This is a genomic window from Streptomyces sp. NPDC046925 (assembly GCF_040644915.1).
In the GTDB taxonomy this organism is placed as follows: Bacteria; Actinomycetota; Actinomycetes; order Streptomycetales; family Streptomycetaceae; genus Streptomyces.
Window position 1 is genome coordinate 75,930 of sequence record NZ_JBEYWZ010000002.1, and the last position, 20,907, is coordinate 96,836.

General features: G+C 69.5%; 22 protein-coding genes and 4 pseudogenes. 15 read left to right on the top strand and 11 right to left on the bottom strand.

The features are described 5' to 3' along the window. Nucleotides 1-214: 214 nt before the first annotated feature. On the bottom strand, nucleotides 215-2,233 hold the full coding sequence (locus tag ABZ906_RS06680) for an SPFH domain-containing protein (RefSeq protein WP_361378299.1): 2,019 nt from the start codon (nucleotides 2,231-2,233) through the stop codon (nucleotides 215-217). Between the two features lie 128 nt (nucleotides 2,234-2,361). Next, complete coding sequence (locus ABZ906_RS06685) at nucleotides 2,362-2,985, bottom strand: hypothetical protein (protein WP_361378302.1); 624 nt, start codon at nucleotides 2,983-2,985, stop codon at nucleotides 2,362-2,364. 219 nt (nucleotides 2,986-3,204) lie between these two features. On the opposite strand from ABZ906_RS06685, the pseudogene ABZ906_RS06690 reads away from it, so the two are divergent. Together ABZ906_RS06690 and ABZ906_RS06695 are read left to right on the top strand one after the other, a co-directional pair. Further along, nucleotides 3,205-3,635: pseudogene (locus ABZ906_RS06690) on the top strand (dihydrofolate reductase); the annotation flags it as partial. 9 nt (nucleotides 3,636-3,644) lie between these two features. Continuing rightward, nucleotides 3,645-3,998, top strand: coding sequence for a hypothetical protein (locus ABZ906_RS06695; RefSeq protein WP_361378305.1), 354 nt, complete (start codon nucleotides 3,645-3,647; stop codon nucleotides 3,996-3,998). Nucleotides 3,999-4,041: 43 nt separating this feature from the next. Here ABZ906_RS06695 and ABZ906_RS06700 read toward each other — a convergent pair whose 3' ends face one another. After that, the gene (locus ABZ906_RS06700; protein WP_361378308.1) at nucleotides 4,042-4,935 is read right to left on the bottom strand and encodes an alpha/beta hydrolase; all 894 of its coding nucleotides are present in this window, start codon (nucleotides 4,933-4,935) and stop codon (nucleotides 4,042-4,044) included. After that, on the bottom strand, nucleotides 4,932-5,549 hold the full coding sequence (locus ABZ906_RS06705; RefSeq protein WP_361378311.1) for a WHG domain-containing protein: 618 nt from the start codon (nucleotides 5,547-5,549) through the stop codon (nucleotides 4,932-4,934). The genes ABZ906_RS06700 and ABZ906_RS06705 overlap by 4 nt, the downstream gene beginning before the upstream one ends. 327 nt (nucleotides 5,550-5,876) lie before the next feature. Here ABZ906_RS06705 and ABZ906_RS06710 point away from each other — a divergent pair, with 327 nt between their 5' ends. After that, nucleotides 5,877-7,157, top strand: coding sequence for an MFS transporter (locus tag ABZ906_RS06710; protein WP_361378314.1), 1,281 nt, complete (start codon nucleotides 5,877-5,879; stop codon nucleotides 7,155-7,157). Between the two features lie 146 nt (nucleotides 7,158-7,303). Here ABZ906_RS06710 and ABZ906_RS06715 read toward each other — a convergent pair whose 3' ends face one another. Continuing rightward, nucleotides 7,304-7,537 (bottom strand): isochorismatase family protein, encoded by a 234-nt coding sequence (locus ABZ906_RS06715; RefSeq protein WP_361378317.1) that lies wholly within the window; start codon nucleotides 7,535-7,537, stop codon nucleotides 7,304-7,306. 519 nt (nucleotides 7,538-8,056) lie between these two features. On the opposite strand from ABZ906_RS06715, the gene ABZ906_RS06720 reads away from it, so the two are divergent. From ABZ906_RS06720 to ABZ906_RS06730, 3 genes are all read left to right on the top strand, one after another. Further along, nucleotides 8,057-9,532, top strand: a complete 1,476-nt coding sequence (locus ABZ906_RS06720; protein ID WP_361378320.1) for an alpha/beta hydrolase — start codon at nucleotides 8,057-8,059, stop codon at nucleotides 9,530-9,532. A gap of 42 nt (nucleotides 9,533-9,574) precedes the next feature. Further along, nucleotides 9,575-10,228 carry a hypothetical protein gene (locus tag ABZ906_RS06725; protein ID WP_361378323.1) on the top strand — a complete coding sequence of 218 codons (654 nt, stop codon included), beginning with the start codon at nucleotides 9,575-9,577 and terminating at the stop codon, nucleotides 10,226-10,228. Nucleotides 10,229-10,665: 437 nt separating this feature from the next. Continuing rightward, nucleotides 10,666-11,331 (top strand): DUF4232 domain-containing protein, encoded by a 666-nt coding sequence (locus ABZ906_RS06730; RefSeq protein ID WP_361381296.1) that lies wholly within the window; start codon nucleotides 10,666-10,668, stop codon nucleotides 11,329-11,331. 274 nt (nucleotides 11,332-11,605) lie between these two features. Here ABZ906_RS06730 and ABZ906_RS06735 read toward each other — a convergent pair whose 3' ends face one another. Continuing rightward, entirely contained in the window at nucleotides 11,606-11,848 is a 243-nt protein-coding gene (locus ABZ906_RS06735; protein WP_361378326.1) for a hypothetical protein, read from the bottom strand. Nucleotides 11,849-11,889: 41 nt separating this feature from the next. On the opposite strand from ABZ906_RS06735, the gene ABZ906_RS06740 reads away from it, so the two are divergent. Next, a complete protein-coding gene (locus tag ABZ906_RS06740) occupies nucleotides 11,890-12,246 on the top strand; it encodes a hypothetical protein (protein WP_361378329.1) in 357 nt (118 codons plus the stop codon). Nucleotides 12,247-12,970: 724 nt separating this feature from the next. Further along, nucleotides 12,971-13,111 (top strand): hypothetical protein, encoded by a 141-nt coding sequence (locus ABZ906_RS06745; RefSeq protein WP_361378332.1) that lies wholly within the window; start codon nucleotides 12,971-12,973, stop codon nucleotides 13,109-13,111. Nucleotides 13,112-13,428: 317 nt separating this feature from the next. Here ABZ906_RS06745 and ABZ906_RS06750 read toward each other — a convergent pair whose 3' ends face one another. Next, entirely contained in the window at nucleotides 13,429-13,839 is a 411-nt protein-coding gene (locus ABZ906_RS06750) for a hypothetical protein (protein WP_361378335.1), read from the bottom strand. A gap of 398 nt (nucleotides 13,840-14,237) precedes the next feature. Here ABZ906_RS06750 and ABZ906_RS06755 point away from each other — a divergent pair, with 398 nt between their 5' ends. After that, nucleotides 14,238-14,630 carry a DUF6221 family protein gene (locus tag ABZ906_RS06755; protein ID WP_361378338.1) on the top strand — a complete coding sequence of 131 codons (393 nt, stop codon included), beginning with the start codon at nucleotides 14,238-14,240 and terminating at the stop codon, nucleotides 14,628-14,630. Here the strand turns inward: ABZ906_RS06755 and ABZ906_RS06760 are convergent. Beyond that, on the bottom strand, nucleotides 14,627-14,956 hold the full coding sequence (locus ABZ906_RS06760) for a hypothetical protein (protein WP_361378341.1): 330 nt from the start codon (nucleotides 14,954-14,956) through the stop codon (nucleotides 14,627-14,629). The genes ABZ906_RS06755 and ABZ906_RS06760 overlap by 4 nt on opposite strands. A 322-nt stretch (nucleotides 14,957-15,278) precedes the next feature. Beyond that, nucleotides 15,279-15,526: pseudogene (locus ABZ906_RS06765) on the bottom strand (IS5/IS1182 family transposase); the annotation flags it as partial. Between the two features lie 95 nt (nucleotides 15,527-15,621). On the opposite strand from ABZ906_RS06765, the gene ABZ906_RS06770 reads away from it, so the two are divergent. Both ABZ906_RS06770 and ABZ906_RS06775 read left to right on the top strand, forming a co-directional pair. Then, nucleotides 15,622-16,170, top strand: coding sequence for a hypothetical protein (locus ABZ906_RS06770; protein WP_361378344.1), 549 nt, complete (start codon nucleotides 15,622-15,624; stop codon nucleotides 16,168-16,170). A 946-nt stretch (nucleotides 16,171-17,116) separates the two neighbouring features. After that, a complete protein-coding gene (locus ABZ906_RS06775; RefSeq protein ID WP_361381477.1) occupies nucleotides 17,117-17,362 on the top strand; it encodes a hypothetical protein in 246 nt (81 codons plus the stop codon). 32 nt (nucleotides 17,363-17,394) lie between these two features. On the opposite strand, the pseudogene ABZ906_RS06780 reads toward ABZ906_RS06775, so the two are convergent. Next, a pseudogene (locus ABZ906_RS06780) lies at nucleotides 17,395-17,783 on the bottom strand (DUF6193 family natural product biosynthesis protein); the annotation flags it as partial. A 203-nt stretch (nucleotides 17,784-17,986) separates the two neighbouring features. Here ABZ906_RS06780 and ABZ906_RS06785 point away from each other — a divergent pair. From ABZ906_RS06785 to ABZ906_RS06800, 4 genes and pseudogenes are all read left to right on the top strand, one after another. After that, entirely contained in the window at nucleotides 17,987-18,697 is a 711-nt protein-coding gene (locus tag ABZ906_RS06785; RefSeq protein WP_361378347.1) for an SDR family oxidoreductase, read from the top strand. Between the two features lie 33 nt (nucleotides 18,698-18,730). Then, a pseudogene (locus tag ABZ906_RS06790) lies at nucleotides 18,731-18,952 on the top strand (class I SAM-dependent methyltransferase); the annotation flags it as partial. A gap of 87 nt (nucleotides 18,953-19,039) precedes the next feature. After that, the gene (locus ABZ906_RS06795; RefSeq protein ID WP_361378350.1) at nucleotides 19,040-19,516 is read left to right on the top strand and encodes a hypothetical protein; all 477 of its coding nucleotides are present in this window, start codon (nucleotides 19,040-19,042) and stop codon (nucleotides 19,514-19,516) included. Nucleotides 19,517-19,770: 254 nt separating this feature from the next. Then, entirely contained in the window at nucleotides 19,771-19,986 is a 216-nt protein-coding gene (locus tag ABZ906_RS06800) for a hypothetical protein (protein WP_361197321.1), read from the top strand. Nucleotides 19,987-20,040: 54 nt separating this feature from the next. Here ABZ906_RS06800 and ABZ906_RS06805 read toward each other — a convergent pair whose 3' ends face one another. Next, on the bottom strand, nucleotides 20,041-20,841 hold the full coding sequence (locus ABZ906_RS06805) for an SAM-dependent methyltransferase (protein WP_361378353.1): 801 nt from the start codon (nucleotides 20,839-20,841) through the stop codon (nucleotides 20,041-20,043). Nucleotides 20,842-20,907 lie beyond the last annotated feature (66 nt).

A 20,907-nucleotide genomic window follows, 5' to 3' on the forward strand; every position in this document is an offset into this window, starting at 1 on the left:
TTGTTGCCTGTGTGTCCTGAGAGGGGTGCCGTCCCGTGCGGCGGGTACGGCCCCGCGGTCGCCGGGGCCGCTCACCCCCGTGGAGCGGCCCCGGCTGGTCTGGTCTGGTGCGGATCAGTTCCCGGACCCCGTCTGGTCCGGTGCGGTCAATTCCGGTGCGCGGCCAGTTCCGGTGCGCGGTCAGTTCCGGTGCGCGGTCAGTTCCGGTGCGCGGTCAGTTCCGGTGCGAACCGACGCCGTTCACCTCGGCGATCGGCATGTCTGCCAGGCCCAACTGGCCCGCCTTCTCCAGGAGTTCGTTCAGCCGCCCGGACTGGTCGCCGCCGCTCTTCATGAGCTTCATCAGCAGGGCGGAGACGGTGAGGTTCTGTACGTCGGAGGTGGAGACGGAGCCGAGCAGCCGGGTCAGGTCGTCGGTGAAGCTCGCGCTGCCGTCCAGCCACGGCCCCGCCAGCGCCTTGGCCGTCGCGGAGTTCTGGACGAATCCGTCGACGCTCTTGCCCAGCGAGATGGACGACATCAGACGGTCGAAGAACACGGACTCGCCGCCGACGATGCTGATGTCGGCGCTCTCCAGGCCGGTGGCAAGCACCGTGGCCTGCGCCTCGGCGACCTGCCGCTGCACCTCGATGCCCGCGAGGCGGATGTCCTTCTCCGCCTCAAGGCGCAGCCGGTACTCCTCGTGGCTCCGCGACGCCTCGTCCAGGGCCGCCATCGCCGCCGCCTTCTCCGTGAGGCCCGCTGCCTCGGCCCTGAGCTTGGCTTCGGCGCCCTGGGCCTCCGCGCGCATCCGGGCCTCGGTGGCCTCGGCCTCGGCGCGGCCCGCCTTCTCGATCGCGCCGGCCTCCTTCTCGCGCACCTGCACGGCGGCGAGCCCGGCAGCGGCCGCCTCGGCCTGGACGGCTTCCGCCAGGCGCAGCTTCGCCTGAGCGTCCAGGTCGGAGGCCTTCAGCCGGGCCTCGGCCAGGGTGATCTCCTCGGCGGCGCGGTGAGTGGCGGCCTGCTCGGCGGCCTCGGCCGCCTTGATGCTCGTGACAAGACCCTCCTGGGCCTGCGCCTCGGCGGCGATGATCACGGCCTGCCGGTCGCGTTCGGCCTCTTCCACGGCCCTCAGCTTCTTGATGGACTCCTCCTGCTCGGCGACCGTACGGTCCACCGCCACCCGTTCGCGCACGACCTCGGCGATCTCGCGCTTCTCCGCCTCGATCTCCTTCTGTGCGGCGATACGCGTCAGCTCCGTCTCCCGCTCCCTGGCGATGACTTCCAGCAGGCGGTCCTTCTCGATGCGCTCGTTCTCGATGGCGATCACGCGCTCGCGGTTCTTCTGCGCGACGGCGACTTCACGGTTCTGATTCTCGCGCTGCACGCCGAGCTTCTCCTCGGTGGCGAGGAAAGCTGCCTGCGACCGCAGCCGCTCCTCCTCCACCACCCGTGCCGTCTCGGCCTCTTCGCGGGCCCTTACGGTGTCGATCTCGCGCCGCTGCTTGATCTCGGCGTCCGCCTGGCGCCGCTCCAGTTCGAGGATGGCCTCCCGGGCGTCGACGTTCTGCCGGGTGATCTCCTTCTCCTCGTGGCGCGTGAACTCATTGGTCCGTACGTGCTCGACGGCCGTCAGCTCGGTGATCTTCCGGATGCCCTGCGCGTCCAGGATGTTGGACGGGTCGAGCTGGGCGAGCGGCGTCTGCTCCAGGTAGTCGATCGCCGCGTCCTCCAGGCTGTAGCCGTTCAGGTCGGTGCCGATGACCTGGATGATGCGGTCCCGCAGTTCGTCGCGCTTGGTGTAGAGGTCGGCGAAGTCCATCTGCTTGCCGACCGTCTTCAGCGCCTCGGAGAACTTCGCGTTGAACAGCTCCTGCAGCGTGTTCTGGTCGCTCGCCCGCGCCGTTCCTATGGCCTGCGCGACCCGTACGACGTCCTCGACGGTCTTGTTGACCCGCACGAAGAAGGAGATGCGGATGTCGGCGCGGATGTTGTCCCGGCAGATCAGGCCGTCGCGTCCGGTCCGCATGATGTCGATGGTCTTCACCGAGATGTCCATCACCTCGGCCCGGTGCAGCACGGGCAGGACGACCTGTCCGGTGAAGGTCACGTCGACCTTGCGCATCTTGGAGACGATCAGCGCCTTGCCCTGCTCGACCTTGCGGAACAGGCGGGTCACGACAAGGAGCAGGGCGATGACGACGATCAGAACAGCGGCGATGGTCACGCCGATGCCCAGGGTGATGGCATCCATGGGAAGTCCTAGCGATTTCAGGGGCGTTGAGGCCCGTAAGACTGGTGGTGAGGGGGCGGTGTCAGCCGTGATCCGCCCGCGGCTCTCGGCTCGCGGCGCGTCGGGTGCACGCGGCGGGCAGGGGGCTGTCAGCCGTGGTCCGCTCGTGGCCCCGGATCGAGGGCGGCTTCGTAGGGCGCGACCCAGAAGAACTCGCCGGTGTCGTCGTAGGCGTACAGCAATCCGGTGCTGCCGCGGGCCAGGGCGACGTCGTCGCCGCTCTGCCGGACTTGGACGATGGCGGTGGAGCCGTCCCCGGCGGCGACCTCCGCCTGGCCGAAGCCCACGTCCACCCGCCCCGTGCGGATGACGCAGAGCGACCCGAGGAAGTCCTGCCGGGACGGCCCGGGTTCGTCGGGGAACAGTTTGGCCAGGGGGCGTACGAGGTGCCGTGTCACGCGCCAGGCGATCAGGAGGGAAAGGAGCAGCAGGAGGACGTCCGCCGCGGCGTGCACGAGGCCGGTCAGTGCGCCCCGGTCGACGAGGACGGACCCGGTGACGCTGGTGAACCAGCCGACAACGATCATCAGGGAGGCCGCGACCGTGACCGGCACACCGCCCAGGCCCACCGCGCCGGCGTCCGCGTCGGTGTCGAAGCTGTCGGGATAGGCGCCGCCGAAGGCGACTAGGAGCCAGAATCCCAGCACGACGGGGAGCGCCGCGCTGAAGACGATGGCCGGGAACCCGGCCACGGCGTGAAGAAACTCCCCCATCTCCCCGACCCCCTACCGTCTTTGTAGCCCGCTGCGGCTCGGGCCCCGATGCGAAGGCCGCTCCCGCGGCTCCGGCACCGGGACCACCCCCCGTTCCTGCCGTGAGCATCCTGTCCCGGAGGGCGGTTTCGGCGCATTGCCGTAATGCGGCAATCTTTACGCGTCGTTTATGCCGGGCGCAGCTGGCGAGGCGCCCGACGCGACACACTCGCCCGCCTCGCGGCCGTCGGCGTCACGGACGCGCCCAACCGGCGCTTCGACACCGTCGTCATGGGCCACGGCACCTACCGCCCGGCCCTCGATACCGGGATCACAAGCCCGTACGCACACCTGCGCCAGTACGTCGTCTCCAGCACTCTCAAGCCGGACACCCACCCCGCCGTCACCGTGGTGCCGGACGACCCGCTCGCCCTTGTCCGCGAACTCAAAGGCGAGGCGGGCGCCGGCCTGGACATCTGGCTCTGCGGGGGCGGCAAGCTCGCGGGCACCCTGTTGCCCGAGATCGACGAGCTGATGATCAAGACGTACCGGTCATCGCCGGTTCCGGAGTCGCGGCGGTCGACGGTTCCTTCGACCCCACCGTCTTCGACGTCACCGAGCGCATCGCCTTCGCCAACGGAGCCACCTTCACCCACCTCACCCGCCGCTAGGGTTCGGCCATGGCGGTCATGGAGGTGCGCAACGATTCCCCGGGGTGGCTCACGCTGTGGCTCGAGCCGCTCGGCGAGGATCGGTGGCTCAAGCCCGACGAGACGTTCCGCGTCCAATCCGACTACCAGGGCGACGATCTGGCCTTCTCCGTGACGTTCTGGGTGGATGACGACGACCGGTCGGCAGGGATCGAGAACATGGCCATCTGGATCGAGAACGGCGACTTCTACGCGGAGGTCGTCGACAGGGCGGGCAACCTCATCGAGTGCGGGCACCAGAGGCCCGCCGAGGTCAACCGGCGCTGGCAGGCCACGGCCGAAGAGGCTCGGAAGCGCGGGGCGGGACGGCAGGGCGGAGCATGACATGCCGAACGGGACGAAGCATGACAGGACGGAGCGTGGAGGATCAGGGCGAAGCGCGCAGGGTCTTGTGCAGGTGTTCGCCGAACTCGGTGGGGTGGGTGGTCAGGCCCGTGTGTCCGCCGGGGAAGTGGTGGAGTGGCGTGCCGAGGTGCTTTGCCAGGAACTCGGCCGGGCGATAAGGCAGTTCGCCGCGTGAGTCCTGGCCGGCGGCGAGCACGAGTTGGTCCGACAGTGACTGCAGGCGGGCGATGTCTGGGGCATAAGACATGAACGCGGGCACGATGCGGCCGACGAAGTACGGCAGGTTCGCCATCGTCTGCTCGGCCCGTGCCGCTGCTTGCGGCGGGAGCTTGAGCTCCGCCTTCGGTTCGGTGGTGTCGCGACCGTCCGTCGTCGACCCGGACTGCGGAACGGACTTCGGACTGGGCTTCGGACCGGATGTCAGTCCGGCGGCAAACTCGGCCATCGCCGGCATGAGCCCCTGCGCACGGAACGTCTCCTGTACGCGGGCGATGAGCGCGCGGTGTTCGGCGGCGTCCGGAAGCACCTCCACCACCGGCGGCTCGTGCACCACGACACGTTCGACGCGGTCGGGACGAGCGATCAGCAGATGCAGGGCGGCGATCGCCCCTGAGCTGGTGCCGAACACCAGGGCGGGCTCTGCGGGCGACAGTTGTTCCAGCAGGCGCAGAGCGTCGTCGGCGTGCTCCGACACCCGCTGCTCGGCCTCAGGGTCGTCCAAAGTGCTGCGGGACATGCCGCGCGGATCGTACGTCGCGACGGTGTAGTCGGCAGCCAAGGCGTCGGCGATGCCGTCGAAGGCGGCCGCACCGCCCGTTCCGCCGGGTATCAGCAGCAGGAGCGGGCCCTGGCCGCGCACTTCGTAGTGCAGAGTCGCGCCGTGCACGCGCAGGCTGCCGAGGGTGGGGTCGGTCATGCGGAGTCTCCTTCTCGGGCGGATTCTCGGGCGGATTCTCGGTCGGAGGGCCAGTGCTCCAGGAGGGTGTGCAGGGCGTCGAGGGCTCGGACCCAGGACTGCTGCGGCGTACGCGCGTGCGCGAAGCCGCCCGCCGCCTCCAGGGCGACAAAGCCGTGGAAGGTGCTGCGCAGCAGCCGGACCGCGTCGGTCAGGTCGGGCTCGGCCAGCCCGTAGCCGCGCAGCATTCCGTAGGTCAACTCGACCGCGCGGCGCGGTCCTGGCGCTCGCGCGACCAGTTCAGGGTCGATCTCGATCGGGGTCTGCGTCGCCGTGTAGCGGCCGGGGTGCTGGTGGGCGTACTCCCGCCAGGCGTTCGCGAAGGCGACCAGCGCGTCCCTGCCCGACCGTCCGGCGGTCGCTTCCGCGATGCGGATGGTCTTCTCGTCCGCCGCGAGGAGCGCGATCCGCCCGCGCAGGTCGTCCAGGTTGCGGACGTGCGTATAGAGGCTCGCGTCCTTCACGCCGAGCCGCCGCGCCACCTGCGACATGGTGACGTGGTCGAGCCCGACCTCGTCCGCCAGGTCAGCGCCCATGGCCGTCACTCGCTCCGCCGTCAGCCCGGCCCGTGCCATGCGTTCTCCACTCCCCGTTCCCGGATGATTGCCTAGGAGCTCTAGTTTCAACCTAGGGCTACTAGGTACGCAATCGAATATCGCCTCCCGCACGGGGGCGCCCTCGTCCCCCGGCCCGTCGTCCCCTAGATTCACGGGCATGGCCATGGCACCGGACGACCCGAGACAGACAGCGGTGTCCGACCGCTTGGTCAGCCGAACACCCCCGCGCCTCACGTGCCGTACGCGCTGCGCGTGCCTGACACGCCGTCCGCGCCTCGGCTGAACCGCCGCGCCCCACCCGCCCCCTACGCCGGCCCCCACGGCGGCGCAGAAAGCCTGCTGCCCATGACTCGCACGAAGCCGTCCGTCATCACCGTCTCCGGCATGCCGCACCTGCTGATGCTGGTGCTCCTGTGCTTCGCGGGATTCGCCCTGCTGCTGCCCGTCTCTCCGGAGTGGGCCGTGCACGGAGGCGCCGACGAGTTCGGTGCCGGACTCGTCACCGCCGTGCTGATGGCCACCACCGTGCTGGCCCAACTGCTCGTCAAGACGGCCCTGCGCAAACTGGGGTGGCCCCTCACGCTCGCGCTAGGAGCCCTGCTGCTCGGCCTGCCCGCGCCCGTGCAGGCCCTCAGCGACAACCTGGGGGCGATCCTGGCCACCACCGCCCTGCGGGGACTGGGGTTCGGCATCATCACCGTGTGCGGTTCCATCGCCGTCGCGGTCCTCGCTCCCCGTGGACGGCAGGGAGCAGCCATCGGTGTGTACGGCCTGGCGATCGCCCTTCCCCAGATGGTCCTGACCCCGGCTGCCCCCGCCCTGGCCTCGGCGCTCGCCCTCCCCGCGATCATCGCGTGCGGTGCGCTGCCCGTCCTGGCCCTGCCCTTCACCCGCGCCCTGGGGCGCGCGGTCAACGCCTGCACCGAGGCTTCGGCACCGCAACAGGCCCCGGCAGCGGCCGCCCCCGCGACCACGGTGCTGCGCCGCATCTGGCTGCCCCTGGGCACCCTGCTGCTGGTGACGGCGGCCGGAGGCGCCATCCTGACCTTCACGCCCCAGTTCACCGACGGGGCGGCCCTGGCCGCGAGCGCCCTGTTCCTCTTCACCGCAGCCGCCGCAGCAGGCCGCTGGGGCTGCGGAGTCCTGGCCGACCGCTTCGCGCCCCGCCTGCTGACCTGCGCCCTCCTGATCGCCGCAGGCGCCGGGCTCACGCTCGCCGCCGTGGCGATCCACTCCGGACAGCCGCTCGTCGCCGCCCTGCTGGGGGGCCTCGTCCTGGTGGGAGCGGCGTACGGAGGGCTCCAGAGCCTCACCCTCGTCCAGGCACTCGACCAGGCGGGCACCGAGAACCGGCACACCACCTCCGTCGCCTGGAACATCGGCTACGACTCCGGAACCGGCCTCGGATCCCTCCTCCTTGGCTTCGCCGCCCAGGTCGCCGCCTTCTCGACCGGCTTCGCCGTGCTGTCCGGCGCACTCGCACTCATGGCAGTCCTGGTCATCGCCGCAGACAACCGAACGTCCACCAAGCCCGCCGAAGCCGCCGAAGCCGCCGAAGCCCAGGCCGACACAACAACCCACGACCGCAAGACGCACCGCTCGCCGGACACGTGTTCACAGGGGTGACAGTGCCCCGGGCCCCTGGGCCATGTCCGCCCCGCCACGGCGCCGGCGTGCCGCCCTGCCGGTGCATCTTCGGGAGGAGGCGGGGGCTTTCGGGAGGAGGCCGGAGGCTGATGTCCTGATGAGTTGCCGTGCGGACCGCGGACAACTCAGGTCAACGGAACTGCTGCCAAAGTGAGTTCAGTGCTGGACGTCACCCGGCCGAAGCGGGGCAGCTTCAGCGTGATCGCGGCCTGATGCTCCTCCGGGGTGAGGGCGGTCATCGCGTCCTCCGCGAAGACCAGTTCGTAGCCGCGGTCGTCCGCTGTGCGGGCCGTTGATTCCACGCCCATGTTGGTGGCGATGCCGGCCAGGACGAGGGTGACGCCGGCCAGGGCCGCCACCCGCTCGCCGGCAGTGGATCCCCGACGAGCAACCAGCCGTCCGTGGCGTGTCCCTGCCGGTGCAGCAGCACACCGGTGTAGAGCCAGGGCGGGATGCTCACAGCTGCGGCTGCCACGAGGCGTAGGCCTGCTGCCACCACTCGAGCCGTGGCGCGACGTACATGTTCAGCCGGTCAGTGTCGCGAACCCGCGGGGACCGGGAGTCATTCTCAGTGCTGAGGCGCCTTAGACCGGAGTCGAATGGCCGCATCGCCCGCGGTCGGGGACGTTCTGGCCCGGGGTCGAAGGCAGGGCGAGCCGTTGGGGCGATGTGCCGTGCGCGCCGCGCGGACAGACTCGATCACGTTCCGGAACAACGGTCGCGAGAAGGAACAGCAGACCGTACGACAGCCGACCGAGCAGCAGACAGACAGACAGACAGCCAGGCAGCCAGGCAAGCGAACAGGCAGGCAGTCGCAACGAGCCGCGCCCCGTAATTCAGGCGCACCCCCACGCGCGCTTCCAGGAGGACACCACCAGATGCGCAGACACCTCTCCCTCTCCCTCGCCCTCGTCACCACTGCCCTCGTCACCGCAACGACGGCGGCAGCGACCGCTGTGCCGGGAGTTTCATCGGCGGCGACACCGGACACCGTGCGGTGGGGCCCCTGCCCGAAGGACATCGCCGCACCCCGTCTTGAGTGCTCAACGCTCCAAGTCCCCCTGGACTACCGGCATCCGGACGGCCGCACGATCGACATCGCGATCTCCCGGCTGCCCAGCGAGAAGCCCTCGCAGCGCCGCGGTGTGCTGCTGACCGATCCGGGCGGTCCCGGCGGGGCGGGGCTGAACTACCCGGCCGTCCTCGCCGCTTCCGGGCTGCCGAAGAAGGTCCTCGACTCGTACGACGTCATCGGCTTCGACCCGCGTGGTGTCGGCCGCAGCGCGCCGGTGACCTGCGATCTGACGTCCGAGCAGCAGGAGCGCGGTAACTTCCCGCCGTACGCGCACACCGACGCCGACGTCGCCCGCGAGGCGGGGAACGCACGCACCATCGCCGAGCAGTGCGCCACCTCGCGGACGGCGTGGATGCTGCCGCACACCACCACCGCGAACACCGCGCGGGACATGGACCGCATCCGGGCCGCCCTGGGCGCGCCGAAGATCTCGTACCTCGGACACTCCTACGGCACCTACCTCGGTGCGGTATACACGACGATGTTCCCGAAGCGCAGCGACCGGATGGTGCTCGACAGCAACCTGGGCCGCGGCGGCTACGACGTCACGGCCATGCGGCGCTTCGCCGGTGGCCTTGAGGACCGGTTCCCGGACTTCGCGGCGTTCGCGGCCGCGCACCCCAAGTACGGTCTGGGCACCACGCCGGAGCAAGTGACCGCGAAGTTCTTCGATCTCGCGAAGCGGCTGGACGAGAAGCCGGTGCAGGACATGGACGGGACGCTGTTCCGCGGGTTCACCTTCGACCGGCTGTACAGCGATGCGCTCATGCCGCAGATCGCCGAGGTATGGCAGGCACTCGACACAGACCGGCCGCTGCCGGACATCCCGCCGCTGCCGAACATGGAAAACCTCATGGCCGCGCGCTTCTACGTGATCTGCGGCGACTCGCGCTGGCCGGGAACGGTCCGGGAGTACCAGCGCAACGCCGCGATCGACCGCGTGACACACCCGATGCTGGGCGGGAGCACGGGCAGCATCGGACCGTGCGCGTTCTGGCCGGACAAGAAGGTCGAGCCGCCGGTGCGCATCGGTGACCGGGGTCCGTCGAACGTGCTTCTGATGCAGAACGAACGCGACCCGGGCACGCCGCTCTCCGGGGCCGAGGACCTGCGGCGCACCTTGGGCAGGCGGGCCGTGATGGTGACCGCCGACCAGGGCGGACACGGGGTCTATCCCTTCGGCCGCAACACGTGCGCGAACGACGCGGCGACGGAGTTCCTGACCAGCGGGAAGCGCCCGGCGCGGGACCTGGCCTGCGCGGCCGAACCCAGCACATAGCAGCGGGAAAGAGCAGCAGGAAGCGGACAGGAGGCGAGACATATGTTGAAGGAGTGGCGGCTGCGTCGGGCCGTACAACGGGTCAAGCCCGGGGACGGGCGACCGCTGAAGCGCTTCCGCTGGTGGCAGATGACCTTCCGGGCCCTGTTCTATCTGCGGCTCACCGAAGTCGACGGCAGGGGAACGGTCTACGCCGTCGACGTGAAGCATGCGGGGAACAGCTCGACCGGCCAGATCGAGGCCAATCTGTACCGCGACGGCAGGCACCACGCCCGGTCCAGGCTCCCTGCCTACTTCCCCGTCCCCGGCGGCAACATCGACGTGCGAGGGAGCAACTTCGGGCTCAAGCGCTGCCACTACGTCACCGACAAGGGGACCGAGCACCAACTCACCCCGGACCGCGAATCAGCCGAGGGACGCCGCGCGCACCTCGACCGGGCGCACCCGGGACTGAGCCGGGTGATCGGCGTCCTCTCGTCGATCGTGCTCATCATCGCCCTGGCCCTACTCCTCTCACAACTCCTCGCGACGGTCACGGAGGTGGAGCCCGTCGCGCAGCGCATCGGGACATTCACCGCTCCCGTCCGCCTGCCGGGATGGCTCAACTTCCTGGTCGGCCTCGCTGCGGCTGCGGCCAGCACGGAGCGGGCCCTGCGGTTGCGCTACCACTGGCTGCTTGACGGCGGGGTGGGCTGAGGAGGGGTGCCTGCCGCCGGCTGGGGGCACGGTGTGCGGGGGCACGGTGCGCGGGGGGCGCGGTGCACGGGGGCGCGGTGCACGGGGGCGCGGTGCACCGGATCAAGGGGCGCGGGGTCAAGGTGCGCCGGGTTACGGGTTGGTCCCAGCGGGCGGCGGCCGGGGGCAGGTGAGCAACGGCGGCCCGGAGCCTCCCTATTTCGGCCAATGGGCGGCGCGCACCGGCGCCGTGGGCGCGCTGGGGCAGGGTCACAGAGGTCAGGGCGGGGCCAAATATGACCGGTGGTGATGCATGGGGTGCCTGAATGTGCGTGTAACAGCAATGCATTAGGCGGCAATTGAACGGAACGGGAGTCCCGGCCGCGCCGGTCCTGATGGTCACCAACGTCCGCTCCAGCCGAGCGGCCGACATCCCGACCGACCCCGAGGAAGACACGATGCGCGTTCACAAGCTCACCTTCGCCGCCCTGGCCGTCGCCGCGAGCCTCTCGCTCACGGCCTGCAACGGCGACGACACCACGGCACAGGGCGACCCGTCGTCCGCGTCCAGTGAGTCTTCGTCGAGCGGCGGCTCGGGCTCGGGCGGCTCGGACCAGGGCGACGCGGAGCAGGGCGGCGGCAAGGACTCCGGCGGCCAGAACTCCGGGGGCACGGACGAGGGGAACGGCTCGAACGCGGACGGCCAGACCGCCAAGTGCCGTACCGACGCTCTGAACATCACGGCGTCGGACAGCACCATCAGCGGCGACCCCGACGGCACCGTGGCGGTCACGCTGGAGAACAGCGGCGAGGACTGCGCGTTGTCCGGGTTCGCGGGCGTCGACCTGAAGACCAGCGAGGGGTCCCTGTCCGCCGAGCGCAGGGGTGAGCCCGCCGAGCGGATGATCCTGAAGAACGGCAAGTCGGTGTCCTTCGGCATCAACTACCCGATGAACGACTCGGGCGGCTCCGGCGTGAAGATCACGGGGCTCGTCGTGACCCCGCCCGGCGAGTCGAAGTCGTTCTCCCTGGAATGGCCGGGCGCCGGCACCCTGCCCGTCACCGACGGCTCTGGCACCCCGGTACAGGTGGGCCCGATCGGCAGCGCCGGCCAGGGCAGCTGACCTGCACGTCACGTAGTGACCGGGCACGGGGTCTGCCGCCCGGTAGCCGGCTGTCCGAGCCGGAGGACGACGCGCTACCGGCCGCCCGCCTCTGGCTTACCCGGCCCGGGAGCGGCTCGGGCCGGTGGTGACGGAGGCCGTGCGCGTGCCCAAGGACTACGCCCCGGAGGCCGTCTGCGTGGCCGTAGGCGTACCCACTCGGCATCGCTCAGACCACCCCGCCCCATGTCCACATCTACGACCCCGAATCGCGCCCGTCACAAGATCACGCGAATCATGGCTCCCAGTCCGCGGCGAAGGGTGCGTATCCGACCGGAACCTCGCTCACTTCAAGGGCTGAGAAGAGCAGCGTCAGTTCGTGAGCGATGGTCTGAACGTGAACCTCGTGGAAGTCGATCCCGACATCCTTCGACCAGCGGAGGGCAGCCTCCGACATGAGACGAAGACCGGCTCCGTACAGCTCGTGCTGGTTCGTGCCCCAGACGTAACCGTCGAGGTCGACTTCCGCTTTGGACATCGCTTCTTTTGGCTGTCAGTGCGGCGTGAAACCCTCCGGACATGAGCTACGACCTGGCTGTCTGGGAAGGCGAACGGCCGGCGGACGACAAGACTGCCCGCCGGGTCTTCAGCGACCTGTACGACCATTATCTCGACGGTGAGACCGAGGAGCCCCCGTCCGCAGGCATCACGGCCTACGTCACTGCGCTTCTCGAGCAGTGGGGCGACATCACCGAGGACGAGGACGAGACCTCGCCCTGGTCAGTGGGTCCGTTGATCGACGCTGCAAGTGGCCCGCTGATCTACTTCGGGATGGCCTGGGACAGGGCCGAGGAGGTCTCGGCCTACGCGGCAGGACTGGCTGGCTCAATGGGGCTGATCTGCTTCGACGTGCAGCAAGACAGGCTCAGGCCCTAAACAGAGTGATCACTTGAACTACGCCGCCGTGACGTCCACTTGGGAGGCCTAGTTCCCCTCCGCGTCCCTGGACGACGTCCTCGCGCGCACTCACCACTACCATCACGAAGGCACGGCCGTAGTCTGGTTCACCCACCGTGACGCGCGGTGGCTCTGGCACGTGCCCGCCGTTCCTCTGCACCGTCCCGCGCAGCCTGACCGGCCGTGGGCACGGACGCACCTCCTCGTGAGAGAATTCAGCATCGTGAGCTGCGGTGACGTCTGCGATCCGCAGCCCCCTGGCACAGGCCCGTTCACTCCGGATGGCGCCACCAAGAGGAACAGTCACTGGCCCAGTTCGTGACGGACGTACTGCACGGCCGCCTGATCCGCCGCACGGACACCACCGGACAGGCAATCCGGTATGACGGCAGGGCTTCCCTCAAGGACGTCGCGGCAGCAGCCGACCATGCCGCACGGCCCCGGCCCGGACGCCAGACAGCGGAGCCGAAACCGCCGCTCAGCAGCCCGGCCCCAGAGTGGGCCGCAGCCAGGAGCGGCTAAGCCAAGAACCTGATCAGTCGGCCGGTCGCGCGGGGCGAGTTCCGCCGGCCGCGAGCAGTTGCGGGACGGTAGCAGTCGCAGGCCAGCATGACGGCGCACCGCTCCAAGGGACGGACCAGCTCGGCAGCAACGTCCGCTGGCTCAACGACCACAACGCCGATGTAGAGGCGCTCTGGTGGTCATGCTGCACCCCAGCCGGGCCGGTGATCCGGAGGCCACCGGAGTGCCCGGCATGCGCGTCGCCACACCGGCCCTGTTCGACAAGCTGCAGGAAGCCGTGACGCGTTACGCCGCCGCGCTCGCCGCCAACCCCGACCGATGAGCGGACGAACAATCCTCCGGGAACAGCTCGCGCACCACAAGCTCACCAGTGACTGGCTCTTCACCACCTACGCCGAACCCGTCCGCACCCCCTGACCACGGTCGCCATCGCGCTCCGGTGGCCAGTCTGCCCCTGGCTGGGCCGGCCGGCCGCCAGAGCACTCACCCTGCCGACCTCCGCGTCCGCCACCCCCTGTGACTGCGCCCGCCGGCACGCCAGCCCGGGCGGCACGCCGCAGTCGGCCAGCCGCCCGGATCGAGGATGCAACAGGCCCGCGCAGGAACTCCACGCGGGACCGCTGGCGACTCCATCCCCTGCTACTCGTCGCCAACGGTATTGATCTGCCGCAGGCCGACATTGCCATCCGACACGGGAGCCACACCCGAACCGCCGGGAGCGCCCCCGTTGACGGGCTTCAACGCCAGACCAGCACCACCAGGCGCGCCGTCGCCCAAAAGCGCGACGGTGCCGCCCGGTGAGCCGTGTTCGTCCCCCATGGCAGAGAGCGCGCCGGAAAAGTCCCCGACCGTCTCAGGCGCCACGAACTGCGGGCCGTCGAGGAGTTCGAGCGCTCCGACCGTATTGATGATGGCGTCGTCGTAGGCAGGCGCAGCGCCTCCGCCGGGCGCGCGGTCGCTTTCGCCTGCCGCCGCAGTACCCGCACCGACCGCTAGGCACCCCACCGCCACGAGCACCACGGCAGCTGCGCGCGTCGTCGTGTTCTTCATGCTTCCCCCATCAGATTGCGAACGGATGCCCGTCGAACCTGCCCCACCAGCCCGCAGGCCCGCCACACCTTTCAGCCCCACCCGAAACAGGTTTGATCCAGCACCTCAGCCCGGTGTCCGGCCGGCAGCACGGGCACGCCTCCACCCGCGTCCGGGTCCCTCTCTCAGACCTCCACACAGCTGCCCCGTCTTCCGGACCATCGAGGCCGAACGCGAAAACGGGTAACGCTTCATCGGATCTCGCAGCTTGCCAGGGAGGATGTCGGCTTTCCTCCTGTCGTGCCGCTGGGCCGGTCGAGCGTGGTCAACTATCTGAAAGCCCGACCGTACTTCGCGGACAGGAAGTCACGGCAGGGTCAGCGAACGGACTTGAAGAGCCAAGCCTCGGAGGAACAGCGGTGGATGATCTCGTTCAGTGGCTCGGCGAGCAGCTCGATGAAGACGAGGCCGACGCCCGGGACTGCGTCACGCGCAACGGCAGATGGCGGGCGGTGGGCGCATCGGTCCTCAGTGACGACAACGCCGAGGTCGTCACCGCGTGCGATCTCGCGTACGCCACCCACATCGCCCGCCACGATCCGGGCCGCGTCCTGGCCGAGACCCAAGCCAAGCGGCAGGTACTCACGACGGCTCAGGCACAGATCGAGGGGGCAGCGTCCGCCGACTACACCGTCAGCGGTCCCGCCAAGACCGCGCTCGCGGTGCTCGAGTCCATGCTGAAAGGACTCGCGACCGCATACGCGGACCGGACCGGCTACCGCGAAGAATGGCAACCCCAGGGCGTGTTCTAAATGTCAGGGGTCGGGCTGCCTGGTTGGCTGGCAAGGTTACGTGCTGCCAGCCAGACGATCAGGTCGAAGGCGATCCGGCTGATGTCGCTGTCCGTGTGAACCTTGTGCTCGCGATAGGCCGGGTCACGGCGGACGACCTCGAAGCCCTGTCCTTCCAGGACAGCCACGGACGCGAACCAGGCCGGATCGTCCGTGTCGGGCTCGATGACGATGAAGGTGTTGTGGGTGTCGTCGAGTGCGCTGATCATTTCGAACAGGGCGTCCTCGGAAGCACCGTCAATGCGGTCACCGTTCTCGCTGACCACCCCATAACCTCTGCTCCCCATCGAGCCGCCCCTCCCTGCGCCGCAACCAACCGGGCCAGCATCGCACGGGCCGGCGGCGGCCCGACTACAGCCATTCGCTGACCCTCGCGACATAGATGACCGTCTTAACGCGCTCGGCCGGCTCGTCGAACCGCGGCTGCGCGAGCATCCACTGCCACCACTGCCCATCATTGACCGGGGCTGCGCGGAGATCATGTGTACTCGGCGACTCCTACGCCGGAGCAGACGGCCGAGCAGGTAAGGGGATGAGTGAGCAGACCGGACAAGGAGCCGAATCTGCCGCGGAGAAGGCACCGGAGAAAGGACCAGCCGGCGCCAGCCTCCGCTCAGCCTCGGCCTGAACCCCGACGGCGAACAACGGAGCGACCTGCCGCAACGTCAGATTAGGGCGCCAGTAGGCCGTGACCAGCAACACCCGGCCCCCCAGCGGGGGCTCCACGGCCGGCCTCGGTGGAGCCCATCGACGCCACCGCGCCACCGCGTGGTCGGCAATTTGCCGAAACGGCGCGGGCTCAGCCCCGCTAACGTGAATATCCGAGACCGTTCCGATGCCGTGATCACACTCGCCACATCATGATCATGACTCGGGTCGGCCCAATGCCGAGACCATCCCACAGCTACGCTGATCGAGGCAGTCCACAGTGCGCAAGGCTCAGGGGGAAACCGTGAACCGACCACTGCTTTTCCTCGACGTGGACGGGCCACTCAACCCGTACGCGGCCCAACCGGAGAGGCGTCCTGACGGCTACACCACACTCAGAGTCCCCTGGAACGACACCCATGAAGAAGGCAGGGGCCTCGCGTCCCGGCGCCCTCTACGCGTCTGGCTCAACCCAGAGCACGGGCGAATCCTGCGACAGCTCGGCTTCGAGCTGTGCTGGGCCACCACATGGATGGACGAAGCCAACCGGTGGATCGCACCGGTCCTCGGTCTTCCGGAACTTCCCTTCGTCGACTTCGGCGATCTCCTCTTCCAGGAGCGCTCCGACGGAGTCCACTGGAAGACCGGACCGCTGGTCGACTACGCAGACGGCCGTCCCTTCGCCTGGGTGGACGACGAGCAGAGCGAGCTGGATCAGACCTACGTGACCGCCCACCACTGCGGGCGCGGGCTCCTCCACCACGTCAACCCGCGGATCGGCCTTCGTGACAACGACTTTCGCACACTCGCCGACTTCGCCCGGTCCCTGAACGCCTCACGAACCGCCGGCTGAGGGCCTCCAGGCTGCCCCGTGCCCAGAGCCGAGATCTTCGTGGGACAACCCTTAGCGGATGACGTCGGCACGCAGCGTCGTCCAGTCGCAGGGAGCAGGACGGGCTACCTCTTGATCCGCCGGTGCGTCCAGAAGAAGCAGGGCGGGCAACACGACCGCCCCGGCCTCGTCCGTCACCTGGCCGGCTGAAGAGCACGCCCAACACCGCGACACAGCCGAGCGGTTCAAACTCACCGGATGCCCGGCCCGGGCGAGCAGGCCGGGGCGGCCCTCGCCGTACTCTGCTCGCTGGCGGCTCGGCACAACGGTCATCACGTTCCGACACTTCGTGCGACCGAACCCGTCCTTCCCCCCTCCTCACCGGTCAGAAGTCGAGGGCGTCGAGCAACCGGGCGAGTGCCCTGGCCTTCACACGATGACTGCGGCAGCAGTACCGCCGCCTCCGCCAAGGCCCCGCCTGCTCGACCGCCTCCCCGCACCAGCCGCACAGCAGCACTCTGCCCACTCTCCCGCCCCACCTCATGCCCGGACACTAACGCGGTACGAGAACGGGCACCTCGGGCAACCCATAGTTGCCGGAACAAGAAGAAGATCTCTGCCTCAGGTCACCAGCCCGGCATGACACATCGACGCCAGCGGCCGCACCACCCTCCGCCGTCAGCGCCGACACCCCCACCCGATAGCGTTCCGTACATGACAACGGACGCAACGCCCGGGCCGCCGACGCCGATATGCCCGCGCTGCGGCGCAGCCGAGGTACGCACCGTCGAACAGGCGCAGTCCGGCAAGGGCGCCCTGACCAAGAACCTCGGTACCCGCCTGGCAAAGGGTCCGGGGAACAGCGGCGGCGGCGGTGACGGCTGCCTGCACTTCGCCGAAGGGCTCGTGCTGAGCCTCATGTTCGGCGGCGGCCTCGCTTACACCGGCATCGAGCAGGACAACCAGCGTGTTCTGCCCCGGCGGCTCCCCCTGGCAGGGTGTCCTCACCACCGAACAGTTCAAGAAACTCGTCTGGCGCCAGGGCCGCTACGACCGCCAACTCCAGCCCGGCGACAAAGCCAAAGACGCCGAAATCCCACCCGGAACGCTGACCGAAGGCCAGGATCCGTCTTCGAAGCCGCTCATGGAGCTGATCTCTGTTTCCGCGGAGACGATGGGCCGCCCCTGTCTGCCGTCCCGCACCTTCTCGTAAGCGGCTAGTTTCTCCGCATTGCCGAGGAAGGCCGGGCCGCAGCCTGGCGGCAGGCGCTTGACGACCATCGCCACTGCGGCCTGCGCGCTGTGCGTCTCAGCGATCCGCGGGCTGCTTCTGCGCGGTCCTTCGACGTAGTACCGGCCGTCTCCCAGCGGATCTCTGTGCACCTACTGAAGTGCAGCTCCCACATCCCGGTCCACGGGGAGAGCTGACGAAGCAACGGTTCGGCGGCGGCCACGAGCGTGGTGAGGCCGCCCTGCCGTGTCCGGCCGAGCACTGCTTCAGCGGTGACGACGTCCGGGTGTCCGGGCGTTGCCGACCGGCTGTGCGACGCCCGGCTCAACCTGGTCGATGCGCCACCCGCCGGCCTGGGCACCGCCCCGGCCCAGCCCCCAGCCACCGCTCGCCCCTCGTGCATGCCGAGTTCCGGTCCACGGACACAGGAACAGATCGCGCAGCCGCATCCGTGCAGCGTGCCGCCGCATGGGGCGCTCCAGTCGCCCGAGACGTACGGCGGCGGCACGCTGGTGTCCCGTGTTGCACCGTGGTGCGCTGCATCCGGGGGCGGGCGATGCGGCGAAGTGACCTTGCAGGGGGTGAGGGAGCGAACCGAGGTGCAAAATGGATATGCAGGGTGCGCGCGTACTGGTGGCCGGTGCGACCGGCGTCCTAGGCGGTGCGATCACAACTGAACTGGTCGGCCGAGGAGCCCGACCGGTCCTGGCGGGACGGGACCCGGACCGTCTCTCCGCTGCCGCGCGGGCCCACGGCGGGGCGCCGACGGTAGTGTTCGACGCCTACGATCCCGCGTCCTGCGCTCGCGCGGTCCACGCCGCAGCGGACCGGCTCGGCGGCCTGGACATCGTGGTGACCGCCTTCGGGTCGGTGGCCTTCGGCCGGGCGCAGGAGACGGGTGACGAGGTCGCCGAGTATCTGATGGCGGTCAACTTCCTGGCGCCTGCGGCGTTCTTCCGCTCCGCTCTGGGCATCATGCCGCCGGGCTCAGCATTCCTCGCCCTCACCGGTGTCGTGGCGGAGCGCCCGCAACCGCAGATGGCCGACTACAGCGCGTCCAAGGCTGCGCTGAGCGCATGGCTCGGCGCGGTGCGCCGTGAGGCGCGAGCCGCGGGCATCCGGGTGCTGGAGGCCCGCCCCGGCCACCTGGACACCGGTTTCGCCGACCGGTCCGTGGCGGGAAGCGCCCCGGCGATGCCCGCGGGCATGGATGTGGGCCAGACCGTCACAGCCATCGTGGATGCCTTGGCCTCGGATGCCCAGTTGCTCCGCGTCGCGGCTGACGGAACCTTGTCCGTGGAAGCGCCGGGGCGTTGACCCGACGGCCATCCGCGCTGCTCCGGCGGCGCCGGCCACCGAACCGATCTGCTGCGCTCGGCGCGCCTGCTGCGGCTGCCTGGGGACAGTGACGGTGACGGACTGCACGTACCGGATCTCGGCTGTGACACCGGGGCCTCCACGCGCGCGCTGTCCCTCGCCACGCCGCACACGCTGATCACCGCCGTCGATACCCCGGCCAAGATGCTGCAGCGCACGCAGGCCAAGCCCTGGCCCGAACGGGTGCGGTTCCTGAGGACAGCGCCCTTGCCCCCTCCGGGAGCAGCCCGGGCGGGCAGGCGGGACCTGATTCGGTTCGTGTTGCAGGGGCACCCACCATGCATGCTTGAGATACGTGCACGAGTGCCGGGACCTCTCGCCCGCGCCGCGCGGCGGGTCAAGAACCCCCGGCATGCCCGAGCGAACCGCCGCCGCGGCAGGCTGCACCGCCGGCTCCTGGCCTACCGCGACGTACGGATCGTCCACTCCCCCGCGCCGGCACCCCGGGCCCAGAGCCTGCTCCTGGTGTACACCCGCCGCATCGTCGGCCATCTCACCTACGAAGTGTGCGAACGGTGCGCGCGCGGCCTGATCACCGAGGTGTACGTAGCTTCCCCCCTGCAGGACAGCGGGCTGGGAACCCGTGCCGTATCGCATCTGCGGGCCTGTTACCCCGGCATCACCTGGCGCAGCTGCCTCACACAGCGCATGACCCGCGATCTGGCGCACCGCATGCGGCTGCCCCTTACCGCACCCCAGCCACTCTGCACCCACACACGGACCTCCGCTGACAACGCCACCCAACCGACCCTCGACTGACCGGCACTCGCGAGAACCCGCGGACTGCAAGCAGCCGCGGCCGCGGCCACCGAACGCAGCACCACAGCAGCACCGCGCCCGGCGCACGCTCCGCCGCCCGCGCCCCCGCCGGATTCTTGCCGTTTCCATAGTTTTTCGTCATGAAAGCGGCTTATCTGCATCCATGGGCGGCGGTCGCGGCGAAGAGATGGGTGACGGCACAGGTGGTGTGCCGCGCAAAGCGCCCGCAGTGGCGCCGCACCCCGGGAGGCATCGTGATCGTCAAGAAACTGCATGACAGCGGAGTCAAGAGCGAGCACGCCTATCTGGCCGCGGTGGGATCCATCGGCCTGTCCCTCTGTTCGTGGCTCACCTCCCAGAAAAGCGAGAGCGTGGAACGGGCCGACCGGTGGGGCATCTTCGTCGGAGAGTGGGCTCCCACCTTCTTCGCGCTCGGGCTGGCCCTGGCCAACTACGAAGACGACCGGTAGCGGCGTGCCCGTATCGGCGGCAGCGCCGGCGGGGCAGCAGGGCTTGCCGGGGCATCAGGGCTTGCGGGCCACCGCCCCGTACATCGCGATGGCACGGGCATCGATGCCTTCCTGCTCGGCGCCGGGACGCCACGTGTGGACCTGGGTGACGCCCGGCTCCACCAGGTCCATCCCGTCGAAGAACGAGGTGGCGGTGGCCAGGTCGCGCAGGGCCATGGGCATGCCCTGCTGGGTGTACTCCTCGGCCACCCGCCCGACCTCCTCGGGCGCGAAATCCGCCGTGCCGATGGTCATCGCCAGGAAGCTGCCCGCGGGCAGCGGTTCGAGCAGCCGCTGCACCAGGCGCCGGTCGTCCGGCGGCAGGATGAAGTGGAGGATCCCGATGACCATCAGGCCGACCGGCTCCTTCAAGTCGATCAGCGCGCGGAACTCCGGACTGTTCAAGATGGCGTCCGGGTCATACATGTCGGCATCGATGTACGCGGTCGCACCCTCACGCGTGCCCTGCAGCAGGGCGCGCGCGTGGGCCAGGACGATGGGGTCGTTGTCGACGTAGACCACACGCGAATCCGGCGCCACCTTCTGCGCCACCTCGTGCAGATTGGGGGCCGTGGGCAAGCCGGTGCCGATGTCGAGGAACTGCCGGATGCCCTGATCCTTGGCGAGATAGTGCGCGGCGCGGTGCATGAACCGGCGGTTCTCCAGCATGTGCACCGGAAGCGCCGGCCAGTGCTCGCACATCGTGTCGCCCGCCTCGGCGTCGACGGGGTAGTGGTCCTTGCCGCCCAGGATGTAGTCGTAGACCCGCGCCGAGTGGGCCGTCGAGGTGTCGATCCGATCGCCTGCGTCGTGCATGGGCCGCTCCGCTCTCCAACGTGACAAGGTCCCTGCACGTTACAACGGGCTGGGCCCCGAGCTGGC

Excerpts from the sequence above, each read along its gene's own strand:
- ABZ906_RS06735 (WP_361378326.1), bottom strand. The coding sequence starts at position 11,848 with ATGTCCAAAGCGGAAGTCGACCTCGACGGTTACGTCTGGGGCACGAAC.
- ABZ906_RS06750 (WP_361378335.1), bottom strand. The coding sequence starts at position 13,839 with ATGAAGAACACGACGACGCGCGCAGCTGCCGTGGTGCTCGTGGCGGTG.
- ABZ906_RS06705 (WP_361378311.1), bottom strand. The coding sequence starts at position 5,549 with ATGGCACGGGCCGGGCTGACGGCGGAGCGAGTGACGGCCATGGGCGCT.
- ABZ906_RS06745 (WP_361378332.1), top strand. The coding sequence starts at position 12,971 with ATGCTGCACCCCAGCCGGGCCGGTGATCCGGAGGCCACCGGAGTGCCC.
- ABZ906_RS06760 (WP_361378341.1), bottom strand. The coding sequence starts at position 14,956 with ATGGGGAGCAGAGGTTATGGGGTGGTCAGCGAGAACGGTGACCGCATT.
- ABZ906_RS06785 (WP_361378347.1), top strand. The coding sequence starts at position 17,987 with ATGGATATGCAGGGTGCGCGCGTACTGGTGGCCGGTGCGACCGGCGTC.
- ABZ906_RS06795 (WP_361378350.1), top strand. The coding sequence starts at position 19,040 with ATGCTTGAGATACGTGCACGAGTGCCGGGACCTCTCGCCCGCGCCGCG.
- ABZ906_RS06725 (WP_361378323.1), top strand. The coding sequence starts at position 9,575 with ATGTTGAAGGAGTGGCGGCTGCGTCGGGCCGTACAACGGGTCAAGCCC.
- ABZ906_RS06730 (WP_361381296.1), top strand. The coding sequence starts at position 10,666 with ATGCGCGTTCACAAGCTCACCTTCGCCGCCCTGGCCGTCGCCGCGAGC.
- ABZ906_RS06740 (WP_361378329.1), top strand. The coding sequence starts at position 11,890 with ATGAGCTACGACCTGGCTGTCTGGGAAGGCGAACGGCCGGCGGACGAC.
- ABZ906_RS06710 (WP_361378314.1), top strand. The coding sequence starts at position 5,877 with ATGACTCGCACGAAGCCGTCCGTCATCACCGTCTCCGGCATGCCGCAC.
- ABZ906_RS06695 (WP_361378305.1), top strand. The coding sequence starts at position 3,645 with ATGGCGGTCATGGAGGTGCGCAACGATTCCCCGGGGTGGCTCACGCTG.
- ABZ906_RS06720 (WP_361378320.1), top strand. The coding sequence starts at position 8,057 with ATGCGCAGACACCTCTCCCTCTCCCTCGCCCTCGTCACCACTGCCCTC.
- ABZ906_RS06700 (WP_361378308.1), bottom strand. The coding sequence starts at position 4,935 with ATGACCGACCCCACCCTCGGCAGCCTGCGCGTGCACGGCGCGACTCTG.
- ABZ906_RS06680 (WP_361378299.1), bottom strand. The coding sequence starts at position 2,233 with ATGGATGCCATCACCCTGGGCATCGGCGTGACCATCGCCGCTGTTCTG.
- ABZ906_RS06805 (WP_361378353.1), bottom strand. The coding sequence starts at position 20,841 with ATGCACGACGCAGGCGATCGGATCGACACCTCGACGGCCCACTCGGCG.
- ABZ906_RS06685 (WP_361378302.1), bottom strand. The coding sequence starts at position 2,985 with ATGGGGGAGTTTCTTCACGCCGTGGCCGGGTTCCCGGCCATCGTCTTC.